General features: G+C 71.3%; 24 protein-coding genes, 1 tRNA gene and 2 pseudogenes. 18 read left to right on the forward strand and 9 right to left on the reverse strand.

Translation table 11 applies throughout. The annotated features are described in order from the left end of the window. The first annotated feature begins 21 nt into the window (after positions 1 to 21). From moaC to HDC93_RS05235, 5 genes are all read left to right on the forward strand, one after another. Positions 22 to 531 carry a cyclic pyranopterin monophosphate synthase MoaC gene (moaC, locus tag HDC93_RS05215; protein ID WP_185007592.1) on the forward strand — a complete coding sequence of 170 codons (510 nt, stop codon included), beginning with the start codon at positions 22 to 24 and terminating at the stop codon, positions 529 to 531. Then, the gene (locus HDC93_RS05220; RefSeq protein WP_185007594.1) at positions 528 to 1,028 is read left to right on the forward strand and encodes a molybdenum cofactor biosynthesis protein B; all 501 of its coding nucleotides are present in this window, start codon (positions 528 to 530) and stop codon (positions 1,026 to 1,028) included. Before moaC ends, HDC93_RS05220 begins: the two co-directional genes overlap by 4 nt. Further along, the gene (locus tag HDC93_RS05225) at positions 1,025 to 1,672 is read left to right on the forward strand and encodes a GNAT family N-acetyltransferase (RefSeq protein WP_031108727.1); all 648 of its coding nucleotides are present in this window, start codon (positions 1,025 to 1,027) and stop codon (positions 1,670 to 1,672) included. Before HDC93_RS05220 ends, HDC93_RS05225 begins: the two co-directional genes overlap by 4 nt. A 171-nt stretch (positions 1,673 to 1,843) precedes the next feature. Next, positions 1,844 to 3,058 carry a gephyrin-like molybdotransferase receptor GlpR gene (gene glpR / locus HDC93_RS05230; protein ID WP_185007596.1) on the forward strand — a complete coding sequence of 405 codons (1,215 nt, stop codon included), beginning with the start codon at positions 1,844 to 1,846 and terminating at the stop codon, positions 3,056 to 3,058. An 83-nt stretch (positions 3,059 to 3,141) separates the two neighbouring features. Next, positions 3,142 to 3,215: transfer RNA gene (locus HDC93_RS05235), tRNA-Ala, on the forward strand. Positions 3,216 to 3,348: 133 nt separating this feature from the next. Here HDC93_RS05235 and HDC93_RS05240 read toward each other — a convergent pair. Beyond that, the gene (locus tag HDC93_RS05240; protein WP_185007598.1) at positions 3,349 to 3,837 is read right to left on the reverse strand and encodes a GNAT family N-acetyltransferase; all 489 of its coding nucleotides are present in this window, start codon (positions 3,835 to 3,837) and stop codon (positions 3,349 to 3,351) included. 60 nt (positions 3,838 to 3,897) lie between these two features. Here HDC93_RS05240 and HDC93_RS05245 point away from each other — a divergent pair, with 60 nt between their 5' ends. Both HDC93_RS05245 and HDC93_RS05250 read left to right on the forward strand, forming a co-directional pair. Continuing rightward, positions 3,898 to 4,701 (forward strand): exodeoxyribonuclease III, encoded by an 804-nt coding sequence (locus tag HDC93_RS05245; RefSeq protein ID WP_185007600.1) that lies wholly within the window; start codon positions 3,898 to 3,900, stop codon positions 4,699 to 4,701. 62 nt (positions 4,702 to 4,763) lie between these two features. Further along, a complete protein-coding gene (locus HDC93_RS05250) occupies positions 4,764 to 5,648 on the forward strand; it encodes an IS982 family transposase (RefSeq protein WP_185007602.1) in 885 nt (294 codons plus the stop codon). Positions 5,649 to 5,683: 35 nt separating this feature from the next. On the opposite strand, the gene HDC93_RS05255 is transcribed toward HDC93_RS05250, so the two are convergent. Next, positions 5,684 to 6,301, reverse strand: coding sequence for a MerR family transcriptional regulator (locus tag HDC93_RS05255; protein ID WP_185007957.1), 618 nt, complete (start codon positions 6,299 to 6,301; stop codon positions 5,684 to 5,686). 155 nt (positions 6,302 to 6,456) lie between these two features. Between HDC93_RS05255 and HDC93_RS05260 the strand changes: the two genes are divergently transcribed. The 4 genes from HDC93_RS05260 to HDC93_RS05275 all read left to right on the forward strand — a co-directional run bounded on the left by HDC93_RS05260 (position 6,457) and on the right by HDC93_RS05275 (position 10,082). After that, positions 6,457 to 7,980, forward strand: coding sequence for an NAD(P)/FAD-dependent oxidoreductase (locus HDC93_RS05260; protein ID WP_185007604.1), 1,524 nt, complete (start codon positions 6,457 to 6,459; stop codon positions 7,978 to 7,980). Next, positions 7,977 to 8,900: an alpha/beta fold hydrolase gene (locus tag HDC93_RS05265; RefSeq protein WP_185007606.1), complete on the forward strand. Its 924-nt coding sequence runs from the start codon at positions 7,977 to 7,979 to the stop codon at positions 8,898 to 8,900. The genes HDC93_RS05260 and HDC93_RS05265 overlap by 4 nt, the downstream gene beginning before the upstream one ends. After that, positions 8,897 to 9,781 (forward strand): SDR family oxidoreductase, encoded by an 885-nt coding sequence (locus HDC93_RS05270; RefSeq protein ID WP_185007608.1) that lies wholly within the window; start codon positions 8,897 to 8,899, stop codon positions 9,779 to 9,781. Before HDC93_RS05265 ends, HDC93_RS05270 begins: the two co-directional genes overlap by 4 nt. Before the next feature lie 76 nt (positions 9,782 to 9,857). Next, positions 9,858 to 10,082 (forward strand): hypothetical protein, encoded by a 225-nt coding sequence (locus HDC93_RS05275; protein ID WP_185007610.1) that lies wholly within the window; start codon positions 9,858 to 9,860, stop codon positions 10,080 to 10,082. 75 nt (positions 10,083 to 10,157) lie between these two features. On the opposite strand, the gene HDC93_RS39235 is transcribed toward HDC93_RS05275, so the two are convergent. Further along, positions 10,158 to 10,352, reverse strand: a complete 195-nt coding sequence (locus tag HDC93_RS39235; protein ID WP_185007612.1) for a hypothetical protein — start codon at positions 10,350 to 10,352, stop codon at positions 10,158 to 10,160. Further along, positions 10,261 to 11,145, reverse strand: a pseudogene (locus HDC93_RS05285) (PDZ domain-containing protein); the annotation flags it as partial. The gene HDC93_RS39235 and the pseudogene HDC93_RS05285, both read right to left, overlap by 92 nt. 137 nt (positions 11,146 to 11,282) lie before the next feature. Here HDC93_RS05285 and HDC93_RS05290 point away from each other — a divergent pair. Further along, positions 11,283 to 11,885 (forward strand): TetR/AcrR family transcriptional regulator, encoded by a 603-nt coding sequence (locus HDC93_RS05290; protein ID WP_185007614.1) that lies wholly within the window; start codon positions 11,283 to 11,285, stop codon positions 11,883 to 11,885. 94 nt (positions 11,886 to 11,979) lie between these two features. Next, positions 11,980 to 14,190: an MMPL family transporter gene (locus tag HDC93_RS05295; RefSeq protein WP_185007616.1), complete on the forward strand. Its 2,211-nt coding sequence runs from the start codon at positions 11,980 to 11,982 to the stop codon at positions 14,188 to 14,190. Between the two features lie 58 nt (positions 14,191 to 14,248). Here HDC93_RS05295 and HDC93_RS05300 read toward each other — a convergent pair whose 3' ends face one another. Further along, positions 14,249 to 14,650, reverse strand: a complete 402-nt coding sequence (locus tag HDC93_RS05300; protein ID WP_185007618.1) for an ATP-binding protein — start codon at positions 14,648 to 14,650, stop codon at positions 14,249 to 14,251. A 136-nt stretch (positions 14,651 to 14,786) separates the two neighbouring features. On the opposite strand from HDC93_RS05300, the gene HDC93_RS05305 reads away from it, so the two are divergent. Together HDC93_RS05305 and HDC93_RS05310 are read left to right on the forward strand one after the other, a co-directional pair. Beyond that, positions 14,787 to 15,632: a helix-turn-helix transcriptional regulator gene (locus HDC93_RS05305; RefSeq protein WP_185007620.1), complete on the forward strand. Its 846-nt coding sequence runs from the start codon at positions 14,787 to 14,789 to the stop codon at positions 15,630 to 15,632. After that, positions 15,629 to 15,814, forward strand: coding sequence for a DUF397 domain-containing protein (locus tag HDC93_RS05310; protein ID WP_185007622.1), 186 nt, complete (start codon positions 15,629 to 15,631; stop codon positions 15,812 to 15,814). Before HDC93_RS05305 ends, HDC93_RS05310 begins: the two co-directional genes overlap by 4 nt. A 22-nt stretch (positions 15,815 to 15,836) precedes the next feature. Here the strand turns inward: HDC93_RS05310 and HDC93_RS05315 are convergent. Continuing rightward, positions 15,837 to 16,211, reverse strand: a pseudogene (locus HDC93_RS05315) (aldehyde dehydrogenase); the annotation flags it as partial. Positions 16,212 to 16,253: 42 nt separating this feature from the next. On the opposite strand from HDC93_RS05315, the gene HDC93_RS05320 reads away from it, so the two are divergent. From HDC93_RS05320 to HDC93_RS05330, 3 genes are all read left to right on the forward strand, one after another. Further along, entirely contained in the window at positions 16,254 to 16,412 is a 159-nt protein-coding gene (locus tag HDC93_RS05320) for a hypothetical protein (RefSeq protein WP_398983874.1), read from the forward strand. Between the two features lie 44 nt (positions 16,413 to 16,456). Next, a complete protein-coding gene (locus HDC93_RS05325; protein WP_185007626.1) occupies positions 16,457 to 16,969 on the forward strand; it encodes a YbaK/EbsC family protein in 513 nt (170 codons plus the stop codon). Positions 16,970 to 17,122: 153 nt separating this feature from the next. Beyond that, positions 17,123 to 17,398, forward strand: a complete 276-nt coding sequence (locus tag HDC93_RS05330) for a DUF1876 domain-containing protein (protein WP_185007628.1) — start codon at positions 17,123 to 17,125, stop codon at positions 17,396 to 17,398. 33 nt (positions 17,399 to 17,431) lie between these two features. Here HDC93_RS05330 and HDC93_RS05335 read toward each other — a convergent pair whose 3' ends face one another. The 3 genes from HDC93_RS05335 to HDC93_RS05345 form a co-directional block, all read right to left on the reverse strand. Then, positions 17,432 to 18,595 carry a serine hydrolase domain-containing protein gene (locus HDC93_RS05335; protein ID WP_185007630.1) on the reverse strand — a complete coding sequence of 388 codons (1,164 nt, stop codon included), beginning with the start codon at positions 18,593 to 18,595 and terminating at the stop codon, positions 17,432 to 17,434. A gap of 43 nt (positions 18,596 to 18,638) precedes the next feature. After that, positions 18,639 to 19,085: an organic hydroperoxide resistance protein gene (locus tag HDC93_RS05340; RefSeq protein ID WP_185007632.1), complete on the reverse strand. Its 447-nt coding sequence runs from the start codon at positions 19,083 to 19,085 to the stop codon at positions 18,639 to 18,641. Between the two features lie 104 nt (positions 19,086 to 19,189). Next, on the reverse strand, positions 19,190 to 19,651 hold the full coding sequence (locus HDC93_RS05345) for a MarR family winged helix-turn-helix transcriptional regulator (protein ID WP_185007634.1): 462 nt from the start codon (positions 19,649 to 19,651) through the stop codon (positions 19,190 to 19,192). Between the last annotated feature and the right edge of the window lie 10 nt (positions 19,652 to 19,661).

The raw sequence follows: 19,661 nt of genomic DNA on the forward strand, positions 1-19,661 counted from the left end.
GGACCGGGAGCGCCACACAGCATGAGCACGCAGGACCCACCCCCGCCCGACGCCCGTACGCCGGACCGGCTGACGCACATCGACGAGGCGGGCGCCGCCCGTATGGTCGACGTGTCGGAGAAGGACGTGACCGCGCGCACCGCCCGCGCCAGCGGACGCGTCCTCGTCTCGCCCCGCGTGATCGAGCTGCTGCGCGGCGAGGGCGTCCCCAAGGGCGACGCTCTCGCAACCGCGCGGATCGCGGGGATCATGGGCGCCAAACGGACCCCCGATCTGATCCCGCTCTGCCACCCGTTGTCGGTGTCCGGTGTGAAACTGGACCTGTCGGTCGCGGACGACGCCGTGGAGATCCTGGCCACCGTGAAGACGACGGACCGCACGGGTGTCGAGATGGAGGCCCTCACCGCGGTCTCCGTCGCCGCGCTCACCGTGATCGACATGGTCAAGGCGGTCGACAAGGGAGCGGTCATCACGGACGTGCGGGTGGACGAGAAGACGGGCGGCAAGTCGGGCGACTGGAGCCGGGCATGACCTACCGCGCTCTCGTCGTCACGGCCTCGAACCGGGCCGCCGCCGGGATCTACGAGGACAAGGGCGGCCCGATGATCTCGCACGGGCTGAAGGGTTTCGGCTTCGAGGTCGACGGCCCCCAGGTCGTCCCCGACGGCGACCCCGTGGAGGCGGCCCTGCGCGCCGGTGTCGACGCCGGCTACGACGTCATCGTCACCACCGGCGGCACCGGCATCTCGCCCACCGACCGCACCCCCGAGGCGACCCGCCGCGTGATCGACCACGAGGTGCCGGGCATCGCCGAGGCCATCCGGGCGTTCGGCCGGGAGAAGGTACCGACCGCGGTGCTCTCCCGGGGCCTGGCCGGGGTGGCCGGCGGCACGCTGATCGTCAATCTGCCCGGCTCCAGCGGCGGAGTGAAGGACGGCCTCGCCGTCCTGGAGCCGCTGCTGATCCACGCCGTGGAGCAGCTCCGGGGCGGAGACCACCCCAGACCCGACAGCGGGGGTGCGAGCTGAACAGCCCATCCTGGCCCGTGGAGCTGGTGGACGGCGACATCGTCCTTCGGCCGATAAAGCTGCGCGACCAGCGGGCATGGCGCGAGGTCAACCGGCGCAACCGCGACTGGTTGCGCCCCTGGGAGGCGACGATCCCGCCGCCCACGCCCGGCGGGCCGATGACGCACCGCCCGACCTTCCGCCAGATGGTCCGCCACCTGAGGTCGGAGGCGAACGCGGGCCGGATGCTGCCCTTCGTCATCGAGTACCAGGGGCGGCTGGTCGGGCAGTTGACGGTCGCCGGCATCACCTGGGGCTCGATGTGCTCGGGTCACGTCGGTTACTGGGTCGACGAGTCGGTGGCGGGACGCGGCGTCATGCCGACGGCGGTGGCTCTGGTCACGGACCACTGTTTCCGCACCGTCGGGCTGCACCGCATCGAGGTCTGCATTCGCCCGGAGAACGGGCCCAGCCGCCGGGTCGTGGAAAAACTCGGATTCCGCGAGGAGGGGCTCCGGCCGCGTTATCTCCACATCGACGGGGCCTGGCGCGACCATCTCGTCTTCGCCCTCACGGCGGAAGAGGTCCCCGACGGGTTGCTCAGGCGCTGGCACCGGGCACGATCGCAGAGTAATCCGGGAATGCGGCACCACCCCGGAAATTGAATAAGTGTTCGAAATTGATCGGCCGGTGACCGTCTCAGGGCAATGAATTCCCGGCCTGGACGGTCTGCTGATCACATCGGTCACAAGAAAAGTTCGAAATATCAGCCAGATCGTGCGACACACCGGCTCAATTGGCAGATGGCCTCACGCAAACCCCTCTACGGTGTGAGCGTGAGCAGCAGCGGCCTCATCTACGCAGTCATTGTCGGGGCCTGGGCCGCCTACTTGGTGCCGATGTGGCTCCGTAGGCAGGACGAGCTGAACGAGGCCCGTCCGACGGAACGCTTCAGCACCGCCATCCGGCTGCTGTCCGGACGGGCGGGAATGGAGCGCCGGTACGCCAAGGACCTGCGGGCGCGCTCCACCGACGAGGGGGAGCAGGACGCCGACGACCTGGACGCCGTCACCGATTCGGTGGACGTCCGGGCCTTCGCCGTGTCCAAGACCCGCCGGCAGACCCAGGCGCCGGTCCCGTCGCCCGCCCCCGAGCCCCAGGCCCGGCCCGCGGCCCCCGAACCCCCCGCCCGGCAGTCGCCCGCACCGAGCGCCGCCGCTTCCGGCCGCCCCCGGGAACGGGTACCGGCCGCCCGGCGCAACGCCTCGGCGCAGGCGAACGAGGCGGCCGCGGCACGAGCCCGGCGCTCGAAGGTGCTCGCGCGCCGCCGGCGCACCACCACCATGCTGTTCCTCGCCTTCACCGTCGGCGCGGTCGTCGCAGCGGTCGGCGGGCTCGCGTTCCTGTGGGCCCCCGGCGTGCCCGCGGTGATGCTCAGCGTCTACATCGCGTATCTGCGCTCCCAGGAGCGCCGCCGCTTCGCCTACCAGATGGACCGCCGCATGGCCGAGGCCGCGGCCCAGCGCCTGCGGGAGCGCCAGCGCCAGCCCCGCCGGCGCGCCCTGGCCGCCGACGAGAACGACGAACCGGAGGAGGGACCCGAGCCGGTGACCGACCCCGGCCTGTCGGCCCTCGCGGCGGACCGGCGCGCCCTCGTCGAGCAGACCGACCACGCGGAGTGGGTCGACCAGCAGCGCGAGCGGCAGCGGCGCCCCGGGCAGGGCGGCGACAGCTGGGAGCCGGTACCGGTGCCCCTGCCGACCTACGTGACGGCCCCGGTCGCCCCGCGGGCCACCAGCGACGTGGATCTCGGCGCCCCCGACACCTGGAGCGCGGCCCGGTCGAGCACGGTCGCCCCGAACGCGGAGAACGAGCCCGCCGTGGATCACCACCCCGGCGAGCCGGACTCCTCCACCCCGGACACGGACGACGGCGACGGGCGCACCGACGCGCGCCGGGCGGCCTCCGCCCGACGGGCCCGGGAGCGCGGCCGCACGCCGCTTTTCGACCAGTACGAGGACGGGGAGCGCCCCCGGGCCGCCAATGAGTAGCCCCGCGAAGCCGCAGGTGACCGCCCTTCGGGAACGGATTTCCAAGCAGGCCGATCGGGGTGCTAAAGTTTCACTCGTTGCAAGGGCCTGTGGCGCAGTCCGGTAGCGCACCTCGTTCGCATCGAGGGGGCCAGGGGTTCAAATCCCCTCAGGTCCACGCAGCTCAGAGCCCGGTCGGGAAACCGACCGGGCTCTGACGTATGTTCAGGGCCCGATCGGTGAGCGAGAGCGGCGACGGCGGCCCGCGCCGGGTGACCCGGGCCACAGTCGGGACGGTCGCTGAGCCCCCGTCAGCCGGCGGACCGCAGGTCCTTGGCGAAGCAGCGGCTCGCGTCGTGGAAGCGGTAGTAGCCGAACTTGGCGCACGGTTCGTAGCCGCTGGACGTGTACAGGGCGATGGCCTCCGGCTGCTTGGTGCCGGTTTCCAGGACCATGCGGACGCGGCCCGCCGTGCGGGCGTCCTCCTCCAGGGCGGCCAGGATGCGGCGGGCGAGGCCCCGGCCGCGCATGCCGTCGGTCACATACATGCGCTTGAGCTCGGCGTCGCCGTCGGCGTTGCCCTCGCCGTTGGCGTCCTGGGCACGCCAGCCACCCGATGCCACGGGCGTGCCGTCCTCGTCGTACGCGATCAGGTAGGTGCCGTTCGGCGGGTCGAAGTCCGCGGCGGCCATGGGCGTGGCGTCGCCGTCGTCCCCGTAGCGGACGGCGTACTCGGCCTGGACCTGGTCGTTCAGCTTCAAGGCGTCGGGGTGGTCGAAGGAGACCCGGCGTATGTGCATGGCCGCTACCGTATTCGATCCGGAACTGGACCTCGTCCAGTGTGCCGGTATCGTGCCGGGGTGCTCACTGTGACCTCTGTGAATGTGAACGGGCTCCGTGCCGCCGCGAAGAAGGGCTTCGTGGAGTGGCTCGCGGAGACGGAAGCCGATGTGCTGTGCCTCCAGGAGGTGCGGGCCGAGCCGGAGCAGCTGCCGGAGCACGTCCGTGCGCCCGAGGGATGGCACGTGGTGCACGCGCCGGCCGCCGCCAAGGGACGGGCCGGGGTGTCCCTGTACAGCCGCCGCGAGCCCGACCGGGTGAGGATCGGCTTCGGGTCCGCCGAGTTCGACGGCAGCGGGCGGTATGCGGAGATCGACCTGCCGGGGGTCACCGTCGCTTCCCTCTACCTGCCCTCCGGCGAGGTCGGTACCGAGCGGCAGGACGAGAAGGAGCGCTTCATGGGCGAGTTCCTCGCCCACCTCAAGGGGCTGCGCGAGCGTGCCGCCGCCGAGGGGCGCGAGGTGCTCGTCTGCGGCGACTGGAACATCGCCCACCAGCAGGCCGACCTGAAGAACTGGCGCGGGAACCAGAAGAGCTCCGGGTTCCTGCCGGAGGAGCGGGAGTGGCTCACACGGGTCTTCGATCCCGCGGACGGCGGGTACGTCGACGTCGTCCGGACGCTCCACCCGGACACCGAGGGGCCGTACTCGTGGTGGTCGTATCGGGGGCGTGCCTTCGACAACGACACAGGGTGGAGGATCGACTACCACGGCGCCACGCCGGGGCTCGCCGAGCGCGCGGTGAAGGGGTTCGTGGAGCGGGCCGCCACGCATGCCGAGCGGTGGTCCGACCACGCGCCCGTGACCGTCGTCTACGACCTCTAGATGAATGAGTCCGATGTTTGGGCTGGCCGCAACCATGGCGAAGGGCGCCCGTTGGCTCGTGTGTGACTACCAGCCTGGACGCCCTTCTTGCGGCACTGTACGTGTTCATCGACGACCATGTGGCCCCTCGTCGCCGGATCGGGCGACCCCCGAAACTGACGGACGCCGAACTGCTGTGCCTGGCGGTCGCCCAGGTACTGCTCGGCTTCCCCTCGGCCCGGCACTGGATCCGCTTCGCCCACGCCCGGCTGGGACACCTCTTTCGCTACCTGCCCCAGCAGTCGGCCTACAACAAGCGCCTCAACGCCGCCGGGCCGCTGATCAGCCGTGTGATCGAAGCTCTGGCCAGGCAGGTGCCGACCTGGCACGACGACCTGCGGCTGATCGACTCCACTCCGCTGCCCTGCGCGGCCTCCCGCGAGACCGTCAAACGCTCCGACCTGGCCGGCCACGCCGGATACGGCTACTGCCGCAGCCACTCCCGCTTCTTCTGGGGTTTCCGGCTCTACCTCCTCACCACGGCCGAGGGCATGCCCGTGTCCTGGTGTCTGGCCCACCCGAAACTCGGCGAGCGGGAGGTGATGACCGCGCTGCTGGAACGCGACCACCACCTCATCCGCAGCGGGCAGGTGATCCTCGCGGACAAGGGCTTCGCCGGGCGGGAGTTCGAGGCGTTCCTCACCGAGCGCCTGGGTGTCCATCTGGTGCGGCCGGACCGCAAGGACGAGCCGGTCCGGCACGGCCGCCTGGCCCGCGTCCGCCAGTGGATCGAGGCCGTGTTCGACACCCTCAAAGGCCAGCTCAGCCTGGAACAACACGGCGGCAGAACCCCGGCCGGAGTCTTCGCCCGCACCGGACAAAGACTCCTCGCCATGGCGGCCGGCATCTGGCACAACTGGACCATCGGAGCCAAGATCAAAAGATCTCTCATCGCCTACGACCACTGAGAACATCGGACTCATTCATCTAGGGCCGCCGCCCGCTAGGGCCTGCGCATCCTGCGGTCCAACGCCAGTGACAATTCCGCCTCCACCACGCTGCGGGCCAGGGGGCGCAGGCGGGGGAGGTCTTCGGGGGTGGCGTGGTCGAGGACCAGGTCGGTGAAGAGTTCGGCCAGGGCGTCGGCGTGGGTGCGGACCTGTTGGGCCGCGGCGAGGACCGCGGCGAGGGGGATGCCCTCGTGGACCAGGGCCGAGGACACGTCGAGGAGGCGCCGACTGACGTGGACGATCTCCTCGCCGTCGGTGCCGAGGTAGCCGAGGTCCATCGCGGCGGCGAGGTTCTCCGGGGTGGCCTCGCCCGCGAAGTGGTCGGCGAGTTCCTCGGGGGTGAGGTGGACCGGCTCCTCCTCGGTGGGGCCGCCGACGCCGAGCAGGTCGCCGACGTCGCGGCCGTGGTCGAAGGCTTCGGCCAGTTCCGCGATGCCGCTGAGGGTGTGGCCGCGCTCCAGCAGGGCGGTGATCGTGCGCAAGCGGGCGAGGTGGTGGTCGTCGTACCAGGCGATGCGGCCCTCGCGGCGGGGTGGCGGGATCAGTTTGCGTTCGCGGTAGAAGCGCAGGGTGCGCACCGTGATCCCGGCGAGGCGGGCCAGCTCTTCCATGCGGTATTCACGCTTCTCGGCCACCTGGGCACCTTAAGGCGTACCAGGGGTAACTTTCCTGGCCCCGCCCCCTACCCATCGGTACGCCGCTGCCCTACGCTCCCATTGCGCCAGTGTTCACTGGCGCGGTTCTCGTGGTGTGTGGAGGTGTCGGCATGGGCGAGCGCGAACACGAACATGTGCGGGTCGCGGTGATCGGGTCCGGGTTCGGCGGGCTGGGGGCCGCCGTGCGGCTGCGCCGCGAGGGTGTCACCGACTTCGTCGTCCTGGAGCGGGCGAGCAGTGTCGGCGGCACCTGGCGGGACAACAGCTACCCGGGGTGCGCCTGTGACGTGCCGTCCCATCTGTACTCGTTCTCCTTCGCGCCCAACCCCGACTGGCCGCGCACCTTCTCGGGGCAGGAGCACATCCGCGCCTATCTGGAGCACGTGACGGACGTGTTCCGGCTGCGGCCGCACATCCGCTTCGACTCGGAGGTGAAGCGGATGGCCTGGGACGGCGAGCGGCTGTGCTGGGACATCGAGACCAGCAGCGGGAGCCTCTCGGCGGACTTCGTCGTGTCGGCGACCGGCCCGCTGTCCGACCCGAAGGTGCCGGACATCCCCGGCCTGGAGTCCTTCCCGGGCAAGGTGTTCCACTCCGCCCGCTGGGACCACGACTACGACCTGCGCGGCAAGCGCGTCGCCATGGTGGGCACCGGCGCCTCGGCCATCCAGATCGTGCCGTCCATCCAGCCCGACGTCTCCCGGCTCACCCTCTTCCAGCGCACCCCGCCGTGGGTGATGCCCCGCATCGACCGGGCCATCAGCGACGCCGAGCGGTGGGTCCACCGGCAACTGCCCTTCACCTCGCAGGTCCGCCGCGGACTGCTGTGGGGAATCCGGGAGTTGCAGGTCCAGGCGTTCACCAAGCGCCCGAACGAGCTCGGTTTCGTCGAGCAGCTGGCCCGGCGCAACATGGCCCGCTCCATCAAGGACCCGGCCCTGCGGGCGAAGCTCACCCCGGACTACCGCATCGGCTGCAAGCGGATCCTGCTGTCCAGCGCGTACTACCCGGCGATCGCGCAGCCCAATGTGGACGTCGTCGCCAGCGGCCTCGCCGAGGTGCGCGGCTCGACCCTGGTCGCCGCCGACGGCAGCGAGGCCGAGGTGGACGCGATCGTCTTCGGCACCGGGTTCCACGTCACCGACATGCCCATCGCCGACCGGGTGGTGGGCGCCGACGGGCGGACCCTCGCCGAGACCTGGAAGGGCGGCATGGAGGCCCTGCGCGGCGCCTCGGCGGCCGGCTTCCCCAACTGGATGACGGTCATCGGGCCCAACACCGGCCTCGGGAACTCCTCGATGATCCTGATGATCGAGTCCCAGCTGAACTACCTCGCCGACTACGTCCGTCAGCTCGACGTCCTCGGCGGCCGGGTCGCCCTGGATGCCCGCCCGGACGCCGTGCGCGCCTGGAACCACCGGGTGCAGGAGCGCATGAAGCGCACCGTGTGGAACACCGGCGGCTGCACCAGCTGGTACCTCGACGCCAGCGGCCGCAACACCACCATCTGGCCCGGCACGACCGCCGAGTTCCGGCGGGCGACGCGGCGGGTGGACCTCGCCGAGTACGACGTCCTGCGGGCGCCCGCGGCGAAGAAGGCCACCGCCGCGGAGAAGGCGGGGGTGGACGCGTGAGCCGCCTGATGCACGTCGGCTCCGGGCCCTACGCCCCGCCCTCCCCGGCGCGTGAACTGACCGCCGTCTCCGCCGACGGCGCCCGGCTGCACGTGGAGGTGCACGGCCCCGAGGGCGCGCCCGCCGTCGTCCTCGCCCACGGCTGGACCTGCTCCACCGCCTTCTGGGCGGCCCAGATCCGCGACCTGGCGGCCGACCACCGGGTCATCGCCTACGACCAGCGCGGCCACGGGCGCAGCCCCGCGAGCCCCGGGTGCAGCTCCGACGCGCTCGCCGACGATCTGGAAGCCGTCCTCGAAGCCACCCTCGCGCCCGGCGAACAGGCCGTGATCGCCGGGCACTCCATGGGCGGGATGACCGTGATGGCGGCCTCCGGGAGAGCCGCCTTCCGGGCGCACACCGCCGCCGTCCTGCTGTGCAGCACGGGCAGTTCGCAGCTGGTCGCCGCCTCCACCGTCGTGCCCATGCGGGCCGGGCGGGTACGGACCTGGCTGACCCGGCGGATCCTAGGCTCCCGCGCCCCGCTCGGGCCGGTCACGCCGCTGGCCCGCCGGATCCTCAAGTACGGCACGATGGGCCCCGGTTCGGCCCCGCACATGATCGAGGCGTGCGCCCGGATCGTGCACGCCTGCCCCCGCAAGGTCCGCTACTCCTGGTCACAGGTGCTGGATCTGCTCGACCTCGACCACGGCGTGCGGGAGCTGGACGTGCCCACGGCCGTGATCGTCGGCACGGCGGACCGGCTGACCCCGCCGACGCAGGCCAGGGCCCTGGCCGCGGCGCTGCCGCGGTGCACCGGGATCGTCGAACTGCCGGGCATCGGCCACATGACGCCCGTCGAGGCGCCCGAACTGGTCACCGGTACCATCCGGGGCCTCGTCCACGCACACATCCAGGCCGTATCCGAGGAGAGCGCATGAGCAGGGTGAGCCTCGAGGGCAAGGTCGCCGTCGTGACCGGGGCGGCGCGCGGCGTCGGGGAGGTGCTGGCCCGCAAGCTCTCCGCGCGGGGCGTGAGGGTGGCGCTGGTCGGGCTGGAGCCGGACGCGCTCAAGCAGGTCTCCGCGCGGCTGCACAGCGAGAGCGACCACTGGCACGCCGACGTCACCGACCACGAGGCGATGGTCCGCGTCGCGGGCGAGGTCAAGGAGCGCTTCGGCCGGGTCGACATCGTCGTCGCCAACGCAGGTGTCGCCACCGGCGGTCCGTTCGCCGACTCCGACCCGGAGTCCTGGCGGCGGGTGATCGAGGTCAACCTGATCGGCTCGGCGGTGACCGGCCGCGCCTTCCTGCCGCTGCTGACGGAGAGCCGGGGTTATCTGCTGCAGATCGCGTCCCTCGCCGCGATCACCCCGGCGCCGATGATGACCGCGTACTGCGCGTCCAAGTCGGGTGTGGAGGCGTACGCGCACAGCCTGCGGGCCGAGGTCGGGCACCGGGGCGTGAAGGTGGGCGTCGGGTATCTGTCGTGGACCGACACCGACATGGTGCGCGGGGCCGATCAGGACGACGTCATGCGGGAGTTGAGGCAGCGGCTGCCCTGGCCGTCCAACAAGACCTACCCGCTGGGGCCGGCCGTGGACCGGCTGGTGGAGGGGATCGAGCGCCGGTCGAGCCATGTGTACGGGCAGTGGTGGCTGCGCGGCATGCAGGGCGTGCGCGGCTGTCTGCCCGGGGTCATCGGGACGGTCGGCCAGCGCGAGATGCGGCGGTTCGCGGACCGGCTGACGGGCATGCGCACGGGCCTGGTCGGGGCGGGTGGAGCGGCCGACGAGCAGCAGCGGACTACGCTGCGTAAGTGATCGACATGCGCAGCGTCACGGCCCATGTGAATCTGATCGAGCCAGATCCCCTCACCCCCAACGGGAGTGAACCCACATGGGTATGAAGGACCAGTTCCAGGAGAAGTCCGAGCAGTGGCAGAACCAGGCTCGCCAGAAGGCGGACCAGGCGCGCGAGCAGGTGCAGGGCCGCGGTCGTCGGCGCGACGAGGACATGGACCCCTCGCACCCGCAGCGCGACCGTGAGCGCTCCGAGCCGCAGCGCGACCGTGAGCGTGAGCGTGACCAGGAGGACCGCTTCGACCAGGACTACGACGCCTGACGTTGCGTGCCGAAGGGAAGGGGCTCCCCTGAGCGGGGCGCCCCTTTCCCCTTTCCCCTTGTGCCGCAGGGGCGTTCACGTCCTGGGCGGCAGCTTCGGGCGGGAGCGGTCCGGTACGTCGCTGCAGGTCGGCGGCGTCGCGGGCGGATGGGTCTCCAGCAGCCCGAGCGCCAGCTCCACCGCGTCGGTCAGCTGGGCGTGCCGCCCCTCGGCCCAGTCCGGCGGGGTGCGCAGGACGTCGATGTCGGGGGCGACGCCCTTGTTCTCCACCGACCAGCCGTACGCGCGTGAGGACCGCCCTCTCCCGGATGCCCGTACCGGCCGGCGGGGAGCGGGCCTTGGAGTCGGAGGAGTCGCCGAGCAGGATCCGCTTGACCGCCCAGCCGCCTTCCCTGCGTACGAAGTTGGCGCCCAGCGGGGAGGGCGTCGCTGAGGGCAGCGGTACGAGGTAGGGGCGGCAGCCCAGCGGGAAGGACAGGCCGCCGGTGTGCACGTCGTAGACGGGGTCGAAGCCGCGCCAGGACAGGAAGGCGAGGTAGCGGCCGTCGCGGGTGAAGACCGGGTTCTCGTCCTCGAAGCGGCCGTTGGTGACGTCGCCGACGACCCGGTCGGCGAGCCGGGCCGTCTTGATCTGCCGCAGGCTCGGCCCGATGCCCGGGTGCGACCAGGTGAGCCACGCCCCGTCCGGGGAGAAGGCGAGGTCGCGCACGGGCCCGTTGGCCGACCGGATCAGCTCGGTGACCTCGCCGCCGGAGTATTCGGTGACGTCGACGAGGAGGAGCCGGCCGTCGTGCGAGGCGACCGCGAGCCGCTCGCCGTCGGGATCCGAGACCAGCTAGCGCACCCGGCCCAGCTCCCCCGCGACCAGCCGCCGGGGCGCACGGGCGCCGCTCGCCCTGGGCAGGGAGGCGATCTCGACGGCGTCCTCGCCCTCGGCGTCCGTCACGTACGCCACCCGCCCGCTGCCACCGAGCATCTCCGGCATCCGGACGCGGACGCCCGGGGTGTCGGTGAGGGTGCGGGCCGGGCCGTCGCGGTGAGTCAGCCAGTACAGGCTGCCGCGTGGACGGACCTGGGCAAGTCAAGGCAAATCCATGGCCGTGACACAGCGCACGTACGAAACCGTTTCGTTTCTATGAAGTGCTGCGCTACCTTGGTGGCGTACGAAACCGTGTCGTTCGGAGCGGGAAGGTGAGAGAGATGGCTGAGGTCGCCGCCGCGCGTCGCAGTCGGATCACCCCCGAGCGTGAGGCCGAGCTGTACGCGGCCGTGCTCGACCTGCTCCGGGAAGTCGGCTACGACGCCCTCACCATGGATGCCGTGGCAGCCCGCACCCGGTCCAGCAAGGCCACGCTCTACCGCCAGTGGGGCGGCAAGCCGGAGCTGGTGGCGAAGGCGATCCGGCACAACAAGCCGGGCAACATCGCCGACGTCGACACCGGGTCCCTGCGGGGCGACCTCCATGCCCTCACCACGCGTGAGGACGACTGCACCATGCAGCAGAACGCCGCGCTGATGCGGGGTCTGTTCATGGCGGTGCACGCCAACCCGGACCTCCTCCAGGCCTTCAAGGAACTGCTCATCGAGCCGGAGATGGAAGAGTTCCACCGGGTGGTGCGGCGGGCCGTCGACCGCGGTGAGATCCGCGCCGACCGCCCGGCACTCGACTTCGTCATGCACATGCTCGTGGGGGCTTTCGCCACCCGCACGCTGATCGACGACCGGCCACCGACGCAGGCCTTCCTCACCTCGTACATCGACGCCGTGGTCCTCCCCGCCCTCGGCGTACGCACCACCGACTAGTCCCCTGAGCTAGCCCCTACCTGACGTATCCGCTCACGTCGTCGGGCTGATCGCCCCTGCCCTGAACACCCCACGACTGACCGGGAGGGCCCTCGTGGCCACATTCCTCTGCAAACTCGGCCGGCTCTCGTTCCGGCGGCGGCACTTCGTCGCCCTGATATGGGTGGCCCTGCTGACCCTCGCCGGTGTCGGCGCCGCCAGCGCCCCCGCCGCGGGCAACAGCTCGTTCTCCATCCCCGGCACCGAGGCCCAGAAGGCCTTCGACCTGCTGGAGCAGCGCTTCCCGGGCACCAGCGCCGACGGGGCCACCGCACGCGTCGTCTTCAAGGCGCCGAGCGGCGAGAAGATGACCGACCCCGGCAACAAGGCGACGGTCCAGGACACGGTGAAGGAGCTGTCCGACGGCTCCGAGGTCGTCCGCGTCACCGACCCGTACCAGGCGAAGGCCGTCAGCAAGGACGGCACGATCGCGTACGCGCAGGTGTCGTACAAGGTCTCCGGCATGGAGCTGGACGACGCCGCGAAGGACGCCCTCAAGGACAGCGCGCAGGACGCGCGCAAGGCCGGGCTGACCGTCGAGATCGGCGGCGACGCCCTCCAGGCCGTGCCGCACACCGGCTCCAGCGAGGTCATCGGCATCGCGGTCGCCGCGGTCGTCCTGGTCATCACCTTCGGCTCGCTGGTCGCGGCCGGACTGCCGCTGCTGACGGCGCTCATCGGCGTGGGCATCGGCGTCTTTGCGATCACGGGCCTGGCCAGTGCGCTGGACCTGGGCACGACCACCTCCACCCTCGCGATGATGATCGGCCTGGCGGTCGGCATCGACTACGCGCTGTTCATCGTCTCGCGCTACCGCGCCGAACTCGCCGAGGGCCGCGAGCGCGAGGAGGCGGCGGGCCGGGCCGTCGGCACGGCGGGCTCCGCGGTGGTCTTCGCGGGTCTGACGGTGGTGATCGCGCTGGTGGGCCTGTCCGTCGTCAACATCCCGATGCTGACGAAGATGGGCATCGCGGCCGCGGGCACGGTGGCCATCGCGGTGCTGATCGCCCTGACGATGGTCCCGGCCATGCTCGGCTACGCGGGCCGCAAGGTGAAGCCGATGGGGGAGAAGGGCAAGCTCCTCGGCCGGGCGAAGAAGGAGCAGGACAGGCCGGGCAAGCCGAACCTGGGCACCCGCTGGGCGAGCTTCGTCGTCCGCCGCCCGCTCGCGGTCCTGCTGCTCGGCGTCATCGGCCTCGGCGCGGCGGCCGTCCCGGCGGCCTCCCTCGAACTGGGCCTGCCCGACGACGGCTCCCAGCCCACCTCCACCACCCAGCGCCGCGCCTACGACCTGCTGTCCGAGGGCTTCGGGCCGGGTTTCAACGGCCCGCTGATGGTCGTCGTCGACGCGAAGAACAGCGACGACCCGAAGGCGGCCTTCACTGAGACCGGCGACGCGATCAAGGGCCTGAAGGACGTCGTCACGGTCACCCCGGCGCAGCCCAACAAGGCCGGCGACACCGCCACCATCACCGTCATCCCCGGCTCCAAGCCGTCCTCCGTCACGACGGAGAACCTGGTGCACGGCATCCGGGACGCGGGCGCGGACATCAAGGCCGAGACTGACGCCAACGTCCTGGTCACCGGCAGCACGGCGATGAACATCGACGTCAGCGAGAAGCTCAACGACGCGCTCGTGCCGTATCTGGTGCTGGTCGTCGGCCTGGCCTTCCTGCTGCTGATCGTGGTCTTCCGCTCGATCCTGGTCCCGCTGAAGGCGGCCCTCGGCTTCCTGCTGTCGGTGATGGCGGCCCTCGGCGCCGTCGTCGCGGTCTTCCAGTGGGGCTGGCTGTCCGGCCTGATGGGCGTGGAGCAGACCGGACCGGTCATGTCGATGATGCCGATCTTCATGGTCGGCGTGGTCTTCGGCCTGGCGATGGACTACGAGGTGTTCCTCGTGACCCGGATGCGGGAGGCCTACGTCCACGGTGAGAAGCCCGCCCAGGCCGTGGTCACCGGGTTCCGGCACGGCGCGCGGGTCGTCACGGCCGCCGCGGTCATCATGATGGCCGTCTTCGCCGGCTTCATCGGCTCGTCCGAGTCGATGGTCAAGATGATCGGCTTCGGCCTCGCGATCGCGGTCTTCTTCGACGCGTTCGTCGTCCGCATGGCCATCGTCCCGGCCGTCCTGGCCCTCCTCGGCCGCAAGGCCTGGTGGCTCCCGAAGTGGCTCGACCGCGCGCTGCCCAACGTCGACGTGGAGGGCGAGGGCCTGCGCACCGCCTCCGGAGACGACGACGGAGACAGGGAACTGGTCCGCGTCTGACCGCTCGTGAGAGACCGGCCGGTGAGGGCACCGTGGGGACGGTGCCCTCACCGGCCTTTCACTTGGGCACGTCGACTTCGGCCCACACCGTCTTGCGCGGGTGCGGACCCGGTGCCACGCCCCAGCGGTCGGCGAGGGCGGCCACGACGAGGAGGCCCCGGCCGCTGGTGGCGTCCGGGGCCGGCCGGGTGGGGTGGGGAAGCCGGTCACCGCGCGTGTCCGTGACCTCGATACGGAGGGTGCCGCCGACGACGTAGAGCGTCAGCCGGAAGTCCCGGCCGGGGACGCGCCCGTGCGTGGCGGCATTGGTCGCGAGCTCGGCGACGATCTGCCCGGCAGGGTCCAAGGGCATTCCCCACGCGCGGAGTTGCTCGGTGGCGAGGAGCCGGGCGAGCCGGGCTCCCCGGGGCGTGGGGGAGAGCAGAAGGCTGAGGTTGCGGATGGTGGTCTCCTGGTCCATGTGACTCAGCGTGGCGGAGTCTGCGCCCGACGAGCGGCGACAGCCGGTGTGCGTATCGCTACTGTCCGGGGTTTGTCTCGTGCTGTCTCGGCTGTCCCGGGCGTTGTACGGGTACGGCTGCGCGAGGGAGGTGGGCATGAACGAGGCTGTCGACGAGGCCGGCTGGGATGTCGAGCCGGGCGACGAGATCGAGCCGCTGGTCCAGGCGGTGGGGAAGCTGCTGAAGGTGTGCCGGGAGGCGGCGGGGATGCGGGTCGCCGAGCTGGGCGAGGTGCTCGGCTATGGGGAGGACATGATCCGCAAGATGGAGCGAGGAGCGCGGATTCCCCGGCCGGAGTACCTGGACAGGGCGGACCAGGTGCTGAACGCCCAGGGGCACCTGAGGGCGTTCACGAAGGACATGGAGAGGGCCCGGTACCCGAAGAGGGTGCGGGAGCTGGCGCAGTTGGAGGAGCGGGCGGTGGAGATGTTGCTCTACAGCAACCACAACATCCACGGACTGCTCCAGACGCCGGAGTACGCGAGGGCGTTGTTCGAGATGCACCAGCCCGCATACGCGCCGAGCGAGGTCGAGCGGGGAGTGGCCGCACGTGCGGCCCGGAAGTCGGTTTTCGAGCGGGAGCCCGCTCCCACGCTCAGTTTCGTCCAGGAGCAGGTGACGCTGGAACGCCCTCACGGTGGGAAGACGGTCCTGCGTCGACAGCTCGAATACCTCTTGGAGGTAGGGCAGTTGAGGAACGTCATCCTCCAGGTCATGCCAACCGACTGCGAGGAGCACGCGGGAGTCCAAGGCTTGATCGAGGTGCTGAAGTTCGCCGACGGCACGGCTATCGGACGTTCCGAAGGCGCGTTCAACGGCCGCCCGGTCTCAAGTTCTCGGGATCTTCGTATCCTTGAGTTGCGCTATGGAATGATCCGGGCGCAGGCTCTCACGCCGAGGGAGTCGCTGGCCTTCATCGAGCGGCAGCTGGGAGAGCTATGAGTGTCCCGGAACTCCACTGGTTCAAGAGCAGCTACAGCAGCAGCAGTGACATAAACGACTGCGTCGAGGTCGCCCACACCCCCGCCACGATCCACATCCGGGACTCCAAGACCCTGGGGACTCCCCACGTGACGGTCGCCTCCGCCACGTGGGAGTCGTTCCTCGCGTACGTCACCGACTGACTGGCGGCCCTGCCCGGGCTGCCTACGCCGCCTGCGGGTGGAGGACCACCTTCGTGTAGCCCTCGACGCGCTTGTCGAACTTCTCGTATGCCGACGACGCCTGGTCGAGCGGCAGTTCGTGCGAGACGACGAAGCTGGGCTTCGCGCGATCCTCGATGATCATGTCCCGCAGGTGGCGGTTGTACTTCTTGACGTTGCACTGCCCGGTGCCCCTGCGGAGCCCCTTCTCGAAGAGGCGTCCGACGGCGACTATGAGCATCTTCTTGGACTGCTCGTCCGGACCGCCCGGGTCGCTCGGGACGTACAGGCCGGGCACCCCGAGAGCACCCGTCGGCCGGACCGTCTCCACCAGGGAGTTCAGGACGATCGCCGGTTCCTCGCGGTCGTCGCCCCGTGCCTGGGAAGTAGCGCTTTGTCTCGTCGTATCGGCACCCTTCTCGTGGCGGTCTTTGGACTGTCCGGCACCACCTACCCCGTCGGGACCCGCGTGGCCATCCAGGGCACCGGCGGTTCCGTCGACGGCTTCGTCGACGGTGACCGGCTGCCGCTCGCCTGGTGGGAGTTCACGGACGTCCGGCCGGAGGACACCACCAGCTGAAACGGCCTCGCGTGCGCTCTGCGCGTACCGCTAGCGTGCAGGGCATGACGACAGCCGCCACTGACGCCGGAAGCTCCGGAGCCCACCCCCGATTCGCCGAAACCCTGCGGGAGCTGGGGCTCGGACATCTCGTGGAGCGGGTCCGCCGGTTCCCGGACGCCACCCGTACCGCCACCGAGGCCGCTGCCGCGGTCGGGTGCGAGCTGAGCCAGATCTGCAAGTCGCTGATCTTCGCCGCGGACGGGGTGCCGGTGCTCGTGCTCATGGACGGGGCCTCCCGGGTCGACCTCGAACTCGTCCGCAAGGAGCTCGGCGCCGACAAGGTCACCCGGGCCAAGGTGGACGTCGTCCGGGAGACCACCGGGTACGCCATCGGCGGCGTGCCCCCCTTCGGGCACAAGACCAGGACCCGTGTGCTCGCCGACCGCTCCCTGCTGGAGCACGACGTCGTCTGGGCCGCGGCCGGGACTCCGTACACCGTGTTTCCCATCGCCCCCGAGGACCTCGTCGCCCACACCGACGGCACCCTGGTGGACGTGCGCGAGCGCACCTCGTGACCCCTCTGGTCACCGCCGCCGTCCTGCTCGCCGGCCGGGCTGCTGGTCGTCGGGATCGGGCTGGTGCTGCACGCCGGATAGCTCGCCGTCAGGCGGGTGCGTCCGGCCCGTGCGAGGAGCACCCTGGAACTAAGCGTTCCGGAGGTGATCGTCATGATGCACACCACTGTGGGGTGGCACGTCGAGATGGAGTTCACGGAGGACGACCAGCACACGAAGGCGGCCGCGATGGTCCGCCTCCCCGACGGCAGCGAGGTACGGGGGCACGGGCACGCCAGCCGGCACCGGTCCGACGCGAATCAGCCGCGGGTCGGGGAGGAGATCGCCGGGGCCCGGGCACTCAACGAACTCGCCATGGCGTTGCTGAGCAAGGCCCACGAGGAGATCGACCAGGCGTCCGGCCGGACCTCCCACCCCATCCACGTCTAGCGGTCCACAGGGGCGTAGCCACGGCGACTCGCCCTACAGGTCCAGCACTCCCCGCACCGCCCGCACCAGCCCCTGCGCCCGCGGGTCCGCCGTCACCGTCTTGCGGAAGCCGTTGGTGACGTAGCCGAAGGCGATCCCCGTCTCCGGGTCGGCGAAGCCGAGGGCGCCGCCGCGGCCCGGGTGGCCGAAGGAGCCCGGGGTGAGGAACGGCGAGGCGCTGCCGTGCAGCATGTAGCCGAGGCCGAAGCGGGTGCCGACCACCAGGATCCGGTCGGGGCCCGCCGACTCCTCGGCCCGGGCCAGTTCCACCGTCTCCGGCGTGAAGAGGCGCGTGGCACCGGCCGTGTCGCCGATCAGGGTCGCGTAGAAGCGGGCCAGTCCGTCCGCCGTCGCCATGGCGTTGGTCGCCGGGAGGGCGGCCGCCCGGTAGGCGGGGTCGTTCTGGTCCGGGAACGGGGAGACCGCGGCGAACGCCCGGCGTGTCAGGGAGGCCGGGTCCTCGTAGGCCTCGGTGACCGAGCGCTTCGGGCGGGCCCGCAGCGCCCCGGTCGGCTCGGCTCCCTCGACGCGGCCCACGCGCCCGACCCGGCCGGCCTCCGACTCCGGCAGACCGAGCCAGAGGTCCAGCCCCAGCGGGCCGGTGACCTGCGACGCGAGCCACTCCCCGGTGCTGTGCCCCGTGACGCGCCGCACCAGTTCGTCGAGCAGCCAGCCGTAGGTGAGCGCGTGGTAGCCGTGGTCGGTGCCGGGCTCCCAGGCCGGGGCCTGCGCCGCGACCGCCGCCGGTCCCCGCAGCGGGTCGAGGGCCTCCCGCGGAGTGAGCGGCCGGTCGAGGACCGGCAGCCCGGCCCGGTGGTTCAGCACGTGCCGGACCAGCACCCGCTCCTTGCCCCGCGCCTTGAACTCCGGCCAGTAGTGCCCCACCGGCGCGTCCAGGTCCAACTGCCCGCGCTGGCGCAGCAGCAGGAGTACGGCCGCCGCGACACCCTTCGTCGCCGAGCGCACGACCTGGGCGGTGCCGCGCTCCCAGGGAGCCGTGCCGTCGACGTCCCGGGTGCCGCCCCACAGGTCGACGACCTTCTGCCCGTCCCGGTAGACGGCGACCGCCGCGCCCCGGTCCCCGAGCGTCTCGAAGTTCCGTACGAACGCTTCCCTGACCGGCTCGAAGCCCTCGGCGACCGCGCCGTTCACGTCCACGTCCGTACTCCTCGCATAGCCGCTGTGCCCGTGGTGCTCCCCCCTAGCCAAGCAGGATGGTCACGTCGATGTTCCCGCGGGTCGCGTTCGAGTACGGGCAGACCTCGTGGGCCGCCTCCACCAGCCTGGTCGCGAGGTCGGGGTCGACGACCGGCAGGGAGACGCTGAGGGCGACCGCGAGACCGTAGCCGCGCTGACGGTTGGGGCCGATGCCGACCTTCGCGGCGACCGTGGAGCCGGCCAGGTCGTAGCCCTCGCGGTTGCCCACGAGGATCAGGGCGTTGTGGAAGCAGGCGCTGTAACCGGCCGCGAAGAGCTGTTCCGGGTTGGTGCCGTTGCCGTCGCCGCCGAGCGGCTGGGGCATCGCGACCTTGAGGTCGAGCTGACCGTCCTGGCTGGTGACGTAGCCCTCGCGACCGCCGTGGGCGGTGGCCTCCGCCACGTACATGATCTTCGTCGGGCGGCTGTCGACGGCGGGGCCGTCAGTCATGCTGTCCTCCCCCGGGAACCAGGTGTGCACAAACACATCGTGCACAAGGTACTGGCTGGTAACTCATCAGTGGTTACCAGGGGGTGGGCAACCGGGGGTAACCCTCAGCGGGCCCGGTCCGCCGCCGCCTCCGCCCGCTCGGCCAGCCGCCACAGCTCCGCCCGCAGCCGACCGGCCTCCGTCCCGTCGAAGCCGGTCGCCGTGAGCAGCGCGCCGGGCACCCGCGCCGCGCGCTGCCGGAGGCCCTCCCCGCGCCCCGTGACGGCCACGAGCACCGACCGCTCGTCCCGCGCCGACCGCTCACGCCGGACCAGACCGGCCGCCTCCAGCCGCTTCAGCAGCGGCGAGACCGTGCCGTAGTCGAGACGCAGGGCCGCGGCCAGCTCCTTGACGGTGATCTCGCCGCGCTCCCAGAGGACCAGCAGGACGAGGTACTGGGGGTAGGTGAGGCCCAGCTCGTCGAGGAGCGGGCGGTACGCCGCCGTCACCGCGCGCTGGGCGGCGTACAGCGCGAAGCACAGCTGCTCGTCCAGCAGCGGCGATCCGTCGCCCTCCTCGTTCGTCACGCGCCCATTG

It is taken from the genome of Streptomyces sp. AK010, assembly GCF_014207295.1.
GTDB lineage: Bacteria > Actinomycetota > Actinomycetes > Streptomycetales > Streptomycetaceae > Streptomyces > Streptomyces massasporeus.